Origin of the sequence: Plantibacter sp. VKM Ac-2885 (assembly GCF_015351205.1) — a bacterium.
In the GTDB taxonomy this organism is placed as follows: domain Bacteria; phylum Actinomycetota; class Actinomycetes; order Actinomycetales; family Microbacteriaceae; genus Plantibacter; species Plantibacter auratus.
In genome coordinates, this window is sequence record NZ_JADKSK010000001.1 from 2,331,834 (window position 1) to 2,347,424 (window position 15,591).

15 protein-coding genes and 1 pseudogene are annotated in these 15,591 nt (G+C 69.6%); all 16 read left to right on the top strand.

What is annotated here, in order from left to right; translation table 11 throughout:
* The first annotated feature begins 1 nt into the window (after nt 1).
* Nucleotides 2-901, top strand: coding sequence for a shikimate dehydrogenase (locus ITJ66_RS11160; protein WP_194644608.1), 900 nt, complete (start codon nt 2-4; stop codon nt 899-901).
* Between the two features lie 92 nt (nt 902-993).
* Complete coding sequence (aroC, locus tag ITJ66_RS11165; RefSeq protein ID WP_064293830.1) at nt 994-2,208, top strand: chorismate synthase; 1,215 nt, start codon at nt 994-996, stop codon at nt 2,206-2,208.
* Complete coding sequence (locus tag ITJ66_RS11170) at nt 2,201-2,719, top strand: shikimate kinase (RefSeq protein ID WP_194644609.1); 519 nt, start codon at nt 2,201-2,203, stop codon at nt 2,717-2,719. Before aroC ends, ITJ66_RS11170 begins: the two co-directional genes overlap by 8 nt.
* On the top strand, nt 2,716-3,813 hold the full coding sequence (gene aroB, locus ITJ66_RS11175) for a 3-dehydroquinate synthase (protein ID WP_079705926.1): 1,098 nt from the start codon (nt 2,716-2,718) through the stop codon (nt 3,811-3,813). Before ITJ66_RS11170 ends, aroB begins: the two co-directional genes overlap by 4 nt.
* 52 nt (nt 3,814-3,865) lie before the next feature.
* Nucleotides 3,866-4,309, top strand: coding sequence for a type II 3-dehydroquinate dehydratase (locus tag ITJ66_RS11180; RefSeq protein ID WP_194644610.1), 444 nt, complete (start codon nt 3,866-3,868; stop codon nt 4,307-4,309).
* 116 nt (nt 4,310-4,425) lie between these two features.
* On the top strand, nt 4,426-4,989 hold the full coding sequence (gene efp, locus ITJ66_RS11185) for an elongation factor P (RefSeq protein ID WP_056005785.1): 564 nt from the start codon (nt 4,426-4,428) through the stop codon (nt 4,987-4,989).
* The gene (gene nusB / locus ITJ66_RS11190; protein ID WP_064293834.1) at nt 4,986-5,402 is read left to right on the top strand and encodes a transcription antitermination factor NusB; all 417 of its coding nucleotides are present in this window, start codon (nt 4,986-4,988) and stop codon (nt 5,400-5,402) included. The genes efp and nusB overlap by 4 nt, the downstream gene beginning before the upstream one ends.
* A 2-nt stretch (nt 5,403-5,404) precedes the next feature.
* Nucleotides 5,405-5,815, top strand: coding sequence for a VOC family protein (locus ITJ66_RS11195; protein ID WP_194644832.1), 411 nt, complete (start codon nt 5,405-5,407; stop codon nt 5,813-5,815).
* A gap of 68 nt (nt 5,816-5,883) precedes the next feature.
* Nucleotides 5,884-6,429 (top strand): annotated as a pseudogene (pyrR, locus tag ITJ66_RS11200) (bifunctional pyr operon transcriptional regulator/uracil phosphoribosyltransferase PyrR); the annotation flags it as partial.
* Nucleotides 6,426-7,385 carry an aspartate carbamoyltransferase catalytic subunit gene (locus ITJ66_RS11205; protein WP_071260160.1) on the top strand — a complete coding sequence of 320 codons (960 nt, stop codon included), beginning with the start codon at nt 6,426-6,428 and terminating at the stop codon, nt 7,383-7,385. The pseudogene pyrR and the gene ITJ66_RS11205, both read left to right, overlap by 4 nt.
* Nucleotides 7,378-8,745, top strand: coding sequence for a dihydroorotase (locus ITJ66_RS11210; protein WP_370582622.1), 1,368 nt, complete (start codon nt 7,378-7,380; stop codon nt 8,743-8,745). Before ITJ66_RS11205 ends, ITJ66_RS11210 begins: the two co-directional genes overlap by 8 nt.
* Complete coding sequence (locus tag ITJ66_RS11215; protein WP_194644612.1) at nt 8,745-9,332, top strand: hypothetical protein; 588 nt, start codon at nt 8,745-8,747, stop codon at nt 9,330-9,332. Before ITJ66_RS11210 ends, ITJ66_RS11215 begins: the two co-directional genes overlap by 1 nt.
* 2 nt (nt 9,333-9,334) lie before the next feature.
* Nucleotides 9,335-10,501, top strand: coding sequence for a glutamine-hydrolyzing carbamoyl-phosphate synthase small subunit (gene carA / locus ITJ66_RS11220; protein WP_194644613.1), 1,167 nt, complete (start codon nt 9,335-9,337; stop codon nt 10,499-10,501).
* Nucleotides 10,501-13,791 (top strand): carbamoyl-phosphate synthase large subunit, encoded by a 3,291-nt coding sequence (gene carB / locus ITJ66_RS11225; RefSeq protein WP_086473290.1) that lies wholly within the window; start codon nt 10,501-10,503, stop codon nt 13,789-13,791. The genes carA and carB overlap by 1 nt, the downstream gene beginning before the upstream one ends.
* Nucleotides 13,788-14,633 (top strand): orotidine-5'-phosphate decarboxylase, encoded by an 846-nt coding sequence (gene pyrF / locus ITJ66_RS11230; protein WP_194644614.1) that lies wholly within the window; start codon nt 13,788-13,790, stop codon nt 14,631-14,633. The genes carB and pyrF overlap by 4 nt, the downstream gene beginning before the upstream one ends.
* Nucleotides 14,634-14,661: 28 nt before the next feature.
* Nucleotides 14,662-15,540, top strand: a complete 879-nt coding sequence (gene gmk, locus ITJ66_RS11235; protein WP_194644834.1) for a guanylate kinase — start codon at nt 14,662-14,664, stop codon at nt 15,538-15,540.
* Nucleotides 15,541-15,591 lie beyond the last annotated feature (51 nt).

Consider the following 15,591-nt stretch of genomic DNA (forward strand, 5'->3'; position numbering starts at 1 on the left):
CATGAGTGGAACAGGGCCGGGTCACGGCCAGGGCCGGCAGCCGCGGCTCGCCGTGCTCGGCGCGCCCATCGCCCACTCCAAGTCCCCGGCACTGCACGAGGCCGCGTACCGGGTGCTGGGGCTCGACTGGGACTACGGTCGCCACGAACTCGAGGCGGCCGGCCTGTCGGCCTTCCTCGACGACCTCGGCTCTGACTGGCGGGGGCTCTCGCTGACCATGCCCCTGAAGCATCGCGCGCTCGAGCTGGCCGACGTGGCCGATCGCGCCGCAACCGAGACCGGGGCGGTCAACACGCTGCGTCTCCGCCGAGCCGAGGATGGATCCCGTCGGATCGAGGGGTTCAACACCGACGTCGGCGGCATCGTCCGTGCGATCGTGGCGGCCGGCGTCGACACGATCGCGTCCGCCGTCGTCCTGGGCGGGGGAGCCACGGCCTCCTCGGCGATCATGGCGGCGGCGGACCTCGGTGCCGAGCACGTCCACGTGGCGCTCCGACGACCAGCTCAGGCGCGACCACTCGAGGACCTCGCCGGCCGGCTGGGGCTGCGGTTCGCCTCAGGGCCGCTCGACGGTGAGACGCCTGACGCACCACTCGTGATCAGCACCCTTCCCGGCGGCGCCCTCACCGAACCGGGTCCGGTCCTGTCCCATGCTCCAGGCGCGCTCCTCCTCGACGTCGCGTACGACCCGTGGCCGAGTGTGCTCGCGGAGGCGTGGTCGCAGGCCGGCGGGTCGGTCCTCAGCGGGCTGTCGATGCTCGTGCACCAGGCGTTCCTCCAGGTCCGGATCTTCGTCCTCGGCGATCCGCTCCTGCCGCTCGAGGACGAGACGACGGTGCTCGGGGCGATGCTCGACACGGTCCACCTCGATCACACCGGGGCGCCGGTCGCCTCGCACTGACCGCTCGAGACGCATCCGTCCCACCTGTACACCCGCCGGGCCGTCGACCGAAGGCGCACGGTCGCGTCCCGGCTCTATGGAAGGATAGGACCATGCTTCGTTGGCTCACTGCCGGAGAGTCTCACGGCCCGGAACTCATCGCCGTCCTCGAGGGACTCCCGTCCGGCGTCCCCATCTCCATGGACGGCGTCCGCGCCGACCTCGCCCGACGGAAGCTCGGCTACGGCCGAGGATCCCGCATGAAGTTCGAAGAGGACGAGCTCAACCTGTCCGGCGGCGTCCGCCACGGCTTCTCCATGGGCAGCCCGATCGCGATCCGCATCGGCAACACCGAGTGGCCGAAGTGGGCCGAGGTCATGAGCCCCGAGCCGACCGAGATCTCCGACAAGTCGCGTGGCCGCAGCGCCGCGCTCACCCGTCCGCGTCCCGGTCACGCCGACCTGACGGGCATGCAGAAGTACGGCTTCGACGAGGCGCGTCCCGTGCTCGAACGCGCCAGCGCACGCGAGACCGCTGCGCGCGTGGCCCTCGGTGCCGTCGCGCGCTCCTTCCTCGGCGAGCTGGGCATCACCCTCGTCAGCCACACGCTGTCGATCGGCCCGGTGCGCGTTCCCGAAGACAGCCCGCTGCCGGTCCCGGCCGACGTCGACGCGCTCGACGCCGATCCGTTGCGCTGCTTCGACAAGGCGACCTCGGAGCGCATGGTCGCCGAGGTCGACGCGGCCAAGAAGGACGGCGACACCCTCGGCGGCATCGTGGAGGTCTTGGCCTACGGGCTCCCGCCGGGGCTCGGCTCCTACGTCCACTGGGACCGACGACTCGACGCACGGCTCGCAGCAGCGCTCATGGGTATCCAGGCCATCAAGGGTGTGGAGGTCGGCGACGGCTTCCTCACGACGACGCGTCGCGGTTCCGCGGCCCACGACGAGCTCGTCCAGGAGAGCGACGGCATCGCCCGACAGAGCGACCGCGCCGGTGGCACCGAGGGTGGCATGACCACCGGTACGGTCCTCCGCGTCCGTGCCGGCATGAAGCCGATCGCGACCGTCCCGCACTCGCTCCGCACGGTCGACGTCGCGACGAGCGAGGCCGCCACCGCGCACCACCAGCGCTCGGACGTCTGCGCGGTCCCGGCCTCCGGTGTCGTGGCCGAGGCGATGGTGGCCCTGGTCCTCGCCGAAGCGGTCCTCGAGAAGTTCGGTGGCGACTCCGTCCCCGAGACGAAGCGCAACCTCGACGGATACCTGGCAGCGATCCCGTCGAACCTGCGCACGCGAGGCGACCACGCCTCCAGCGCCGATGCCTGAGCAGGCCGTCGATCTCCGACTCCCCGTCGTCCTCATCGGACCGATGGGGTCGGGGAAGAGCCGGGTCGGCAAGCAGTTGGCGAAGCGCCTGGGACTGCCGTTCGTCGACACCGACAACGTCGTGTCCGGCGAGCACGGCGCGATCGCGCGCATCTTCGAGCAACACGGCGAGGCGCACTTCCGTGCCCTGGAGCGGGCGGCGGTCGCCGCCGCGCTCGAGCAGCCGGCGATCGTGTCGCTCGGCGGGGGAGCGGTCCTCGACGAGGACACGCAACGTGAACTCGCCGATGCACGCGTCGTGCTGCTGACGGTCACCGAGGAGGCCGTGCTGGCGCGGGCCAACCTCGACAAGCGTCCGCTCCTCCGCGACGACCCCGGCGCGTGGTCGCGCATCGCCGCCGCACGGCGTCCCGTGTACGAACGACTCGCGGATGTCACCTTCGACACCTCGCACCGACCCATCTCAGGCATCGTCGACGAGCTCGTCGCCTGGGTGAAGGAGCCTGCATGAGCACCGAACCGACCACCCCGACCGAGCGGACCGTCATCGAGGTGACGGGATCCTCGCCGTACCCCATCACGATCGGGAGAGGGCTGGAGGACGTGCTCGTCGACGCCCTCGGGACCGGCGTGCAGCGGGTCCTCATCGTCCACCCGGCGACGCTGGGCGAGAAGGCGGCCAAACTGCGCGAGACCCTGAGCGACCGGTACCAGGTGCTGCTCGCCGAGGTGCCGGACGCCGAGGCCGGGAAACGGGTCGAGGTCGCCGCGTTCTGCTGGGGAGTCCTCGGGCAGGCCGACTTCACGCGCTCCGACGCGGTCATCGGGTTCGGCGGTGGCGCGGTCACCGACCTCGCCGGCTTCGTCGCCGCCACCTGGCTGCGGGGCGTCCGGCTCGTGCAGGTCCCCACGACGGTCCTCGGCATGGTCGACGCGGCCGTGGGCGGCAAGACGGGCATCAACACCGCGGAAGGCAAGAACCTCGTCGGCGCCTTCTACGCCCCGGCCGCCGTCGTCTGCGATCTCGACACGCTCGACACCCTCCCGAAGAACGAGATCCTCGCTGGATTCGCCGAGGTGGCCAAGGCCGGGTTCATCCGCTACCCGGAGATCCTCGACCTTATCGAGGCCGACGTCGACGCCGCGACCGACCCCGACACGCCCGCCTTCCGCCGCTGCATCGAGCTCGCGATCCGGATGAAGGCCGACGTCGTCAGCGAGGACTTCACCGAGCAGGGCCTCCGCGAGATCCTCAACTACGGGCACACGCTGGGGCACGCCATCGAGCACGCCGAGCGGTACCAGTGGCGACACGGTGCCGCGGTGGCGATCGGCATGATGTACGTCGCCGAGCTGTCCCGCCTCGCCGGCCGACTGTCGGACGAAGTCGTCGACCGCCACCGTCGTGTCCTGGAGCTGCTCAGCCTGCCGATCGCCTATCCGGTTGGCCGCTGGAACACGCTGCTCGCGACGATGCAGCGCGACAAGAAGACGCGTGGTTCGATGTTGCGGTTCATCGTGCTCGACGACCTCGCCAAGCCGACCGTGCTCCAGGGGCCCGAGACCTCGCTGCTCTTCGCCGCATACCAGGAGATCGGCTCCTGACCGACGCCGGTGCGCTCCGCGAGCGCTCGTCCCGAACGGATACCCTCGACTCATGACCACCGTGCTCGTCCTCAACGGACCGAACCTCGGACGCCTCGGCAGCCGTGAACCCGACGTCTACGGCTCGGCCGACCTCGAAGCGCTGCGCACCATGCTCGAGGCCGACGCGGGCGACGGGACGCGGATCGACCTGCGTCAGACGGACGACGAGGGCGAGCTGATCGGCTGGCTCCACGAGGCCGTCGACGCCGGCACGTCCGTGATCCTCAACCCCGCGGCGTTCACCCACTACAGCTACGGGCTCCGCGACGCTGCGGCCATGGTCACGAAGGCTGGCCTCCTGCTCGTCGAGGTACACCTCTCGAATCCGCACGCCCGCGAAGCCTTCCGTCACACGAGCGTGATCTCCGGTGTCGCGACCGGCGTGATCGCCGGTTTCGGCTTCGACTCGTACCGCCTCGCCCTCGACCTCGTGGTGCGCCGCAGCGCCGAGTGACGTGCGCGGCGCGCTGATCCACCACGGGCGCGTTGGTCAGGGGTCCTCGCAGCGGTTACACTCGTTCGTTGGGTCGTATCCGGCCGCACACTTTCCACGAACGGACATTCTCGCGCATGGCTTCTACCGCTGACATCAAGAACGGCATCGTCCTGAACATCGACGGGCAGCTCTGGACGGTGATCGAGTTCCAGCACGTCAAGCCGGGCAAGGGTGGCGCGTTCGTCCGCACCAAGATGAAGAACATCATGACCGGCAAGGTCGTCGACAAGACGTACAACGCCGGCACGAAGATCGACGTCGAGAACGTCGACCGCCGCGACTTCACCTACCTGTATGCGGACGGCGACTCCTTCGTCTTCATGGACAAGAGCGACTACGACCAGATCACCATCCCCGCCGTCGTCGTCGGCGACACCAAAAACTTCCTCCTCGAGAACCAGGACGTCACGGTCGCGCTCAACAACGGCAACCCGCTGTACGTCGAGCTCCCCGCGTCGGTCATCCTCGAGGTCACCTACACGGAACCGGGGCTCCAGGGCGACCGCTCGACCGGTGGCACGAAGCCGGCGACCGTCGAGACCGGCTACGAGATCCAGGTCCCGCTCTTCCTCGAGACCGGCACCAAGGTCAAGGTCGACACCCGCACCGGTGACTACCTCGGTCGCGTCAACGAGTGAGCGCTCGTACCAAGGCGCGCAAGCGCGCCCTCGATCTGCTGTACCAGGCCGACGTCCGTCAGCAGACCCTCGCTGAAGTCCTGTCCGCAGAAGCGTCTCGCGCTGTCAGCGAGCCCGACCGCCAGGCCTCCTGGTTGTACGCGCGGGAGATCGTCGACGGCGTCGGTGACCACGCCGAGGAGATCGACGAACAGATCGAGACGTACGCGCAGGGCTGGACGCTCGCGCGGATGCCCACGGTCGACCGGGCCATCCTCCGGATCGCGATCTGGGAGATCCTGTTCAACGACGAGGTGCCGCACGGCGTCGCCATCGACGAAGCAGTCGAGGCGGCCAAGACGCTGTCGACCGACGACTCGGCCGGCTTCATCAACGGCCTGCTCGGCAAGATCTCGCAGATCAACCCGCGGTGACGATGAGCGACGAGACCGGTCCGGCCCTGCCGCTGAAGCGCGTGCACCACATCGCGATCATCGCCAGCGACTACGAGCGCTCGAAGCGCTTCTACACCTCGGTGCTCGGCTGCGAGCTGCTCACCGAGGTGTACCGGGCCGAGCGCGACTCCTGGATGGGCGACCTCGCCCTGAACGGTGAATACCTCATCGAGCTGTTCTCCTTCCCGGACCCGCCGGCGCGCGCATCCGGACCCGAAGCGCTCGGACTGCGGCACCTCGCCTTCGCGGTCGACGACGTCGACGCCGGCCACGCCCGTCTGGTGGAGCTGGGTGTCCGCGTCGAAGACGTCCGGATCGACCCCCACACTTCGCGGAAGATGCTGTTCTTCTTCGATCCCGACGGCCTCCCGTTGGAGCTCTACGAGGCCTGATCCGACTGCTAGGCTCGGGTGTTGACCAAGACAACCTTTAAGACCGTCCAGAGAGGCGGAGAAGGGAGTCGGCGATGAGCGCACGTACCGTGCTGCACGAAGCTGACATCGCGCGGGCGTTGACTCGGATCTCCCACGAGATCCTCGAGTCCAACCGCGGAGCAGACGACCTCGTGATCCTGGGCATCCCGACGCGCGGAGTCATCCTCGCGAAGCGGATCGCCGCCACGATCTCCTCGATCTCGGGCGCGACCATCGTCTCGGGTGCACTCGACGTCACGATGTACCGCGACGACCTGGCGAAGAACCCGACCCGTGCACCGCAACCCACGACGCTGCCGCCACAGGGGATCGACGGGCGCACGGTCGTCCTCGTCGACGACGTCCTGTACTCGGGACGCACGATCCGCGCCGCCCTCGACGCCCTGACCGACCTGGGCCGCCCGCGCGTCGTGCGGCTCGCCGCGCTCGTCGACCGCGGGCACCGCGAGCTCCCGATCCGACCCGACTTCGTGGGGAAGAACCTGCCCTCCTCGCAGGCGGAACGCATCTTCGTCCGGCTCACGGAGTTCGACGGTGACGACTCGGTGACGATCGAGGGGAGCGGCGAATGAGGCACCTGCTGTCGACGAAGACCCTCACCCGCGACGAGGCGATCGAGATCCTCGACGTCGCGGAGGACATGGCCGAGACGCAGTTCCGTGAGGTCCGCAAGCTCCCGACCCTCCGTGGGAAGACGGTCGTCAACCTCTTCTTCGAGGACTCGACCCGCACGCGCATCTCGTTCGAGGCTGCCGCGAAGCGACTCTCCGCCGACGTCATCACCTTCAGCGCGAAGGGGTCGAGCGTCTCGAAGGGCGAGAGCCTGAAGGACACCGCACAGACCCTCGCCGCGATGCACGCCGACGCCGTCGTGATCCGACACTCCGCCTCCGGTGCGCCGCAGACCCTCGCCGACAGCGGCTGGATCGACGCCGGCATCCTGAACGCGGGGGACGGGACGCACGAGCACCCGACGCAGGCCCTCCTGGACGCGTTCACGATGCGCAAGCGCCTCCACGGCGAGCGGTCCCGCGGTCGCGCGCTCGACGGGGTGGCGGTGACGATCGTCGGCGACATCCTGCATTCCCGGGTCGCCCGATCGAACGTCTGGCTGCTCGACACGCTCGGCGCCGAGGTGACCCTCGTCGCCCCGCCGACACTGCTTCCGGTGGACCTCGGCCCCTGGCCGGCAACCGTCCGCTACGACCTGGACGACGCGATCGCCCAGCGTCCCGACGTGCTGATGATGCTCCGGATCCAGTCCGAACGCATGCACGCCGCCTTTTTCCCGAACAGCCGGGAGTATTCCAGGCGCTGGGGGCTCGACGACGAGCGGCTCGCCCGCCTCGATCCGGCTAGCATTGTCATGCACCCCGGGCCGATGAACCGCGGTCTGGAGATCTCGTCCGGGGCAGCCGACTCACCCCGGTCGACCGTCCTCGAACAGGTCGCCAACGGGGTGTCGGTCCGGATGGCCGCGTTGTACCTGCTGCTGTCCGGCGATCGAGAGGAATCCACCCGTGTCTGAGCCCACTTCGAACCACGACGTCACCCTGATCACCGGAGCGACGCTCGCCGACGGGACGCGCACCGACCTCCTCCTGCGCGACGGACGGATCGCGGAACGCGGCTCCGGGCTGAGCGCCGTCGGCGCGACCGTCGTCGATGCAGACGGCCTCCTCGCTCTCCCCGGGCTCGTCGACCTCCACACGCATCTCCGGGAACCCGGGTTCGAGCAGAGCGAGACGGTGCTCACCGGCACGCGTGCCGCAGCCGCCGGCGGCTTCACCGCGGTGTTCGCGATGGCCAACACCTCGCCGGTGGCGGACACGGCCGGGGTCGTCGAGCAGGAGCAGTCGCTCGGTGAACGCGCCGGCTACGCCACGGTGCAGCCGATCGGTGCCGTGACGGTCGGACTCGCCGGGGAACGACTCGCCGAACTCGGCGCCATGGCCTCCTCGCGTGCCAAGGTCCGGGTCTTCTCGGACGACGGCCTCTGCGTGTCCGACCCGCTGCTCATGCGCCGTGCGCTGGAGTACGTGAAGGCCTTCGACGGCGTGATCGCCCAGCACGCACAGGAGCCCCGGCTCACCGTCGGTGCGCAGATGAACGAGGGCGCCCTCTCCGGCGAACTCGGGCTCACCGGGTGGCCGGCTGTCGCTGAGGAGTCGATCATCGCCCGCGACGTGCTCCTCGCCGAGCACGTGGGTTCCCGCCTCCACATCTGCCACGTCTCGACGGCCGGTTCCGTCGACGTCATCCGCTGGGCGAAGGCTCGGGGCATCCCCGTCACGGCCGAGGTCACGCCGCACCACCTGCTGCTCACGGAGGAGCTGGTGGCGAGCTACGACGCCCGGTACAAGGTGAACCCGCCCCTGCGACGCGCCGAGGACGTCCAGGCGCTGCGCGAGGCCCTCGCAGACGGCACGATCGACATCGTCGCGACGGACCACGCACCGCACCCGGTCGAGGCCAAGGACTGCGAGTGGGACGCCGCCGCGAACGGCATGGTGGGCCTCGAGTCCGCCCTCTCCGTCGTGCACGCGTCGATGGTCGCGACCGGGCTCCTGGACTGGAACGACGTCGCCCGGGTGCTCTCGGCGACGCCGGCGAGGATCGGACGGATCACCGGGCAGGGGGCTTCGATCGAGGCCGGCGCTCCGGCGGAGGTCGTGCTCTACGACACCGCCGCCACCCGTCCGTTCGGCACGGCTGACCTGGCCGGCAAGGGCGTGAACTCGCCCTACCTCGGCCTGGAGCTGCCCGGCCGCGTCGTCGCCACCTTCCACCGGGGCTACGCGACCGTCCTGGACGGCACCGTGCTCCCGACGGAGCAGGTCGCGACCGCAGCACGCCGCGCCGCGCGATCCGCGGAGGTCGAGCACTGATGGACGGGCGGATCCTCGCGGCCGTCCTCGTCGCCCTCGTCCTCCTCGGCATCCTCGCCCTCATGGCCCTCGCCTGGCGACGCCGCGTCGCGCGCGACGCCCAGGTCGGTCCCCTCGCGGAGCTCCCCGACCCGCGGCCGGTCCCGTCACTGACGGTCGAGGTCCTCTACGTCGCGACGTCGAAGCACGACCAGCCGCTCGAACGGCTGGCGTTGCAGGGACTGCGCTACCGATCCCGGGTCACGCTCGAGCTCGGTGCCGCCGGAGTCGTCGTCGACGTCCCGGGGGAGCGGCCGACGTTCATCCCGGCGGCGAGCATCGTCGGCGTCGACCAGACCAACCTCACGATCGACCGGGTCGTCGAGCCGGGCGGGCTCATCCGCCTGAGCTGGCGCCCCGTCCCGACGGTGATCGCGGACAGCACCTTCCGCGTCCTCGAGCAGGCGGACCGCGCCCGCATCATCGACACCGTCACGAGCCTCATCCCCGCCGCGGACGCCGGACTCCGGCCGACCGGCACCCCAGACACCGTCGCCGACATCACCTCGGCCGACGACTCCACCCCACCGCCTCACGAGAGGGCTTGACCATGACCTCCTTCACCCCACCCAGTCCAGCGGTGCTCGTCCTCGAGGACGGCAACCGCTACGTCGGGCACGCCTACGGCGCGACCGGCCGCACGCTCGGCGAGGTCGTCTTCGCCACCGGCATGACCGGCTACCAGGAGACGCTGACCGACCCGTCCTACGCCGGACAGATCGTCCTGATGACCGCGCCGCACATCGGCAACACCGGTGTCAACCGCGAGGACATGGAGTCCGCACGCGTCTGGGTCGCCGGATACGTGGTGCGTGACGCGTCGCGCGTCGTCTCGAACTTCCGAGCGGACCGCTCGCTCGACGACGAACTCGTCCAGGATGGCGTCGTGGGCATCAGCGGCATCGACACCCGCGCGGTGACCCGGCACATCCGTTCCGCCGGTTCCATGCGCGGCGGCGTGTTCTCCGGCGAGGACTTCGAACTGTCCGGCGCCGAGCAGCTCAGTCTCGTCCGGGCCGGCGCGCAGATGGCCGGTCTGAACCTGTCGAGCCAGGTCTCCACGACCGAGCAGTACACCGTGCCGGCGGTGGGCGAGCGCGTCGGTTCCGTCGCGGTCCTCGACCTCGGCGTCAAGACGTCGACGCTCAACCACCTCGCCGCTCGCGGCTTCGACGTCGTGGTGCTGCCGCAGTCGGTGACCTCGAGCGAGGTCCTCGCGCTCGAACCGTCCGCCCTGTTCTTCTCCAACGGCCCCGGTGACCCGGCTGCGAGCGACGCGCACGTCGCCCTCCTGCAGGACGTGCTCCGCGCGGGCGTGCCGTACTTCGGCATCTGCTTCGGCAACCAGCTGCTCGGCCGCGCGCTCGGCTTCGAGACCTACAAGCTGCCGTTCGGTCACCGCGGGATCAACCAGCCGGTCCTCGACAAGGCGACCGGTCGGGTGGAGATCACCTCGCAGAACCACGGTTTCGCGGTCGACCTGCCGATCGAGGGCCGCCACGAGACGCCCGCCGGGTTCGGCCTCGCGGAGGTCAGCCACTACAGCCTGAACGACGAGGTCGTCGAGGGTATCAACTGCATCGACATCCCCGCGTTCTCGGTCCAGTACCACCCCGAGTCCGCCTCGGGTCCGCACGACGCGGTCTACCTGTTCGACCGGTTCCGCGACCTCGTGACCGGCCACGCCACCACTTCCAGCACCAAGGAGAACAACTAGTGCCCAAGCGCGACGACATCAACAGCGTCCTCGTCATCGGCTCCGGGCCGATCGTCATCGGGCAGGCCGCCGAGTTCGACTACTCGGGCACCCAGGCATGCCGCGTGCTGCGCGAGGAGGGCGTCCGCGTCATCCTCGTCAACTCGAACCCGGCGACCATCATGACCGACCCCGACTTCGCCGACGCGACCTACGTCGAGCCGATCACCTGGCAGGTCATCGAGACGATCATCGCGAAGGAGAAGCCCGACGCGATCCTGCCGACCCTCGGCGGACAGACGGCGTTGAACGCCGCGATCCAGCTGCACGAGCACGGCATCCTCGAGAAGTACGACGTCGAGCTCATCGGCGCGAACTTCGAGGCGATCAACAAGGGCGAGGACCGCCAGATCTTCAAGCAGCTCGTGCTCGACGCGGGCGCGGACGTGGCCCGCTCCTACATCGCCCACACGGTCGAGGAGGCCGTCGGCTACGCCGAGGACCTCGGCTACCCGCTGGTCGTGCGCCCGTCGTTCACCATGGGCGGCCTCGGCTCGGGCTTCGCGTACACCGAGACGGAGCTCCGCCGGATCGTCGGTGACGGCCTCCACCAGAGCCCGACGACCGAGGTGCTCCTCGAGGAGTCGATCCTCGGCTGGAAGGAGTACGAGCTCGAGCTCATGCGCGACACGGCCGACAACACCGTCGTCGTCTGCTCGATCGAGAACGTCGACCCGGTCGGCGTGCACACCGGGGACTCGATCACGGTGGCCCCCGCCCTGACGCTGACGGACCGCGAGTACCAGAAGCTCCGCGACATCGGTATCGACATCATCCGCGCGGTCGGCGTCGACACCGGCGGCTGCAACATCCAGTTCGCGGTCGATCCGGCCGACGGCCGCATCATCGTCATCGAGATGAACCCGCGCGTCTCCCGCTCGAGTGCCCTCGCCTCGAAGGCGACCGGCTTCCCGATCGCGAAGATCGCGGCGAAGCTGGCCATCGGGTACCGCCTCGACGAGATCCCGAACGACATCACGAAGGTCACGCCCGCGAGCTTCGAGCCCACGCTCGACTACGTCGTCGTGAAGGTCCCGCGCTTCGCGTTCGAGAAGTTCCCCGCCGCCGACCCGACGCTCACGACCACCATGAAGTCGGTGGGTGAGGCGATGGCCATCGGACGCAACTACGCCACCGCCCTGCAGAAGGCGCTGCGGTCGCTCGAGAAGCGCGGTTCCAGCTTCCACTGGGGCGACGAGTCCCGCAGCGTCGAGGAACTGCTCGAGGTCATGAAGACCCCGACCGACGGCCGCATCGTCGTCGTGCAGCAGGCGCTCCGTAAGGGTGCCACCGCCGAGCAGGTCTTCGAGGCCACCAAGATCGACCCGTGGTTCATCGACCAGATCGTCCTGATCAACGACGTCGCCGACTGGATCGCCGCGGCGGAACGCCTCGACACCGAGGTGCTCCGTACCGCGAAGAACCACGGCTTCTCGGACGCGCAGATCGGTCAGCTGCGCGGGTTCGGCGAGCAGGAGGTGCGCGAGGTCCGGCACATCCTCGGTGTCCGCCCGGTCTACAAGACGGTCGACACGTGCGCCGGCGAGTTCCCGGCGCTCACCCCGTACCACTACTCGAGCTACGACACGGAGACCGAGGTGGTCGCGAGCGACCGCCGCAAGGTGGTCATCCTCGGGTCCGGCCCGAACCGCATCGGCCAAGGCATCGAGTTCGACTACTCCTGCGTGCACGCGTCCTTCGCGCTGCAGGCCGCCGGCTTCGAGACCATCATGATCAACTGCAACCCCGAGACCGTCTCGACGGACTACGACACGAGCGACCGACTCTACTTCGAGCCGCTCACGCTCGAGGACGTCCTCGAGGTCATCCACGCCGAGAGCGAGTCGGGCGAACTCGTCGGTGTCGTCGTCCAGCTCGGCGGCCAGACGGCGCTCGGGCTCGCGAAGGGTCTGGAGGCCGCAGGCGTCCCGATCCTCGGCACCACGCCGACCGCCATCGACCTCGCCGAGGAGCGCGGCCAGTTCCAGGAGATCCTGGACGCCGCCGGCCTCGTCGCACCGAAGAACGGGACCGCGGTGGAGATCGAGGGTGCGCTGCGCGTCGCCGAGGAGATCGGCTACCCGGTCCTCGTCCGCCCGAGCTTCGTGCTCGGCGGACGCGGCATGGAGATCATCTACGACAGCGCCTCGCTCACGGACTACTTCGTGCGCATCGAGGACCAGGGCATCGTTGGCCCGGCCCAGCCGTTGCTCGTCGACCACTTCCTCGACGACGCGATCGAGATCGACGTCGACGCCCTGTTCGACGGCGAGGAGCTCTACATCGGTGGCGTCATGGAGCACATCGAGGAGGCCGGTATCCACTCGGGCGACTCGAGCTGCACCCTGCCGCCCGTCTCGCTCGGTCGCGCCGAGATCGACCGGGTGCGGAACGCGACGCTCGCGATCGCCCAGGGGATCGGCGTGCGTGGTCTGCTGAACGTCCAGTTCGCGATCGGCGCCGGCATCCTCTACGTCATCGAGGCGAACCCGCGTGCGTCCCGCACGGTGCCGTTCGTGTCGAAGGCGCTCGGCATCCCGCTGGCGAAGGCCGCATCACTCATCATGACCGGCGCGACGGTCGCCGAGCTCAAGGACTCCGGGCTCCTGCCCCCGGTCGACGGATCCCGGGTCCCGATCGACTCCCCGGTGTCGGTCAAGGAGGCCGTGCTGCCCTTCAAGCGCTTCCGCACGAAGGACGGCCAGATCGTCGACAGCGTGCTCGGCCCGGAGATGCGCTCCACCGGCGAGGTGATGGGCATCGACAAGGACTTCCCGCGCGCGTTCGCGAAGAGCCAGGAGGCGGCCTACGGCGGCCTGCCGTCGAGCGGAACGGTGTTCGTCTCGGTCTCCGACCGCGACAAGCGTTCGATCATCCTGCCGGTGCTGCGCCTCCAGCAGCTCGGGTTCGACATCCTCGCGACCGACGGCACGGCCGAGGTGCTGAACCGGAACGGCATCAGTGCCCGGACGGTGCGCAAGTACAGCGAGACCACGGCCGCGGGCGAGGACGACTCGATCGTCGACCTGATCAACCGCGACGAGGTCGACATGGTCATCAACACCCCGAGTGGCCGGTCGGCTCGCGCGGACGGCTACGAGATCCGCGCGGCCGCCGTCGCGGCCGACAAGCCGCTCTTCACGACGATCGCGCAGCTCACCGCCGCGGTCGGCTCCTTCGAGGCGCTCGGCGGGGGCTTCGAGGTCCGCTCGCTCCAGGAGTACGCACTCGATCGGGCTGCGCGCTCGTGACGGCTTCGTTCGGAACCCGACTGGACGAGGTCTTCGTCCGGTCGGGCCGACTCTGCGTCGGCATCGATCCGCACCGCTTCCTGCTCGAGGCGTGGGGACTGCCCGACACCGCCGCCGGCGCGGGGGCCTTCGGCCTCGCCGTCGTCGAAGCCGCAGCCGGTCGCGCCGGGATCGTCAAGCCGCAGGTGGCGTTCTTCGAACGGTTCGGGTCGGCCGGGTACATCGCCCTCGAAGGGGTCCTCGCCGCGGCACGCGACGCCGGGCTCCTCGTGATCGGCGACGCCAAGCGCGGTGAGATCGGGACGAGCATGGAGGGCTATGCCGACGCGTGGCTGACCCCCGGTTCACCGCTGGAGGTCGACGCCCTCACCGTGAACCCCTATCTCGGCTTCGGCTCACTGCAGCCGGCACTCGAGCTCGCCGAGCAGCACGGCAAGGGCGTGTTCGTGCTGACGGCGACCTCGAACCCGGAGGGTCGCGACGTCCAGCTCGCCGAGGACAGGGCCGGCCTCACCGTCGCGGCGTCGATGCTCGACGAGATCGACCACTGGAACGCACGGCACCACCCCGGGGCGACCGGTTCGATCGGTGCGGTCATCGGAGCCACGCTCCGTCTCGAGGAGTTCGGCCTGACGGAGGTACCGCCGACGACCACGCTCCCGATCCTGGCACCCGGCTTCGGCCACCAGGGAGCTGCGGTCGCCGACCTCGGATCCATCTACGGCGACCTCGCACCGGGTGTCATCGTCTCCGAGTCCCGGAGCATCCTCGCCGCCGGACCCTCGGGGATCGCGGACGCCGTCGAACGTTCCGTCGCAGCCGTGAGGAGCGCCCGTGGTTGACCAGGAGCAGGACCAGCCCGGCAGGAACATGCCGGAGGTCGACCGGGCCGCCGCCTCACGTGAGGCCGTTCGCAAGCGCCGCGCCCGCGCGACCGTCAAGGCGTCCATCGCCTCCGGCGCCCGCACCCCGTTGGAGGTGCTCGACGCCGCGACCGCCGATCCGGACGGCATCGAGGGCGGCATCCGCATCACCGAGTACCTCCTCAGCATCCCGAGTGTCGGCGTCACCAAACTGGGGCGGATCCTCGAATCGCTCGGCATCTCCTCGGTCAAGCGCCTCGGCGGTCTCGGCCGACTGCAGCGGGATCGCCTCCGCGCCTTCATCGCCGAACGCTACCCGGGCACCGCGCGCAGCCGACTCGTCGTGCTCGCCGGCCCGACGGCCGTCGGCAAGGGGACGGTGGCCGCCTACATCCGCGACCACTACCCGGAGGTCCACCTCTCCGTCTCGGCCACGACACGCAAGCCCCGGCCGGGGGAGCAGCACGAGGTGAACTACTACTTCGTGACCGACGACGAGTTCGACGGCCTCATCGAGGGCGACCGCCTGCTGGAGCACGCCACGGTCCACAACGCGTACCGCTACGGCACGCCACGCGAGCCGATCGAGCGAGCGCTCGCGGCCGGCGACAGCGCGTTGCTCGAGATCGACATCCAGGGTGCCAGGCAGGTCCGGGAGGCGATGCCGGAGGCGACCCTGGTGTTCCTGCTGCCGCCGAACTGGGACGAACTCGTCCGTCGACTGGTCGGACGGGGCACCGAGGACGAGGAGGAACGGGAGCGCCGACTGCGCACCGCGAAGGTCGAACTGGCCGCCGCGGACGAGTTCGACCACCGTGTCATCAACGACGACGTGGCCCGCGCGGCCCAAGAGGTCGTAGACTTGATGAAGATTCACGGGGATTGACGTCCGACGCGCACCCTGCATCGATCCGATCTTCCCCGAACACAACCACAC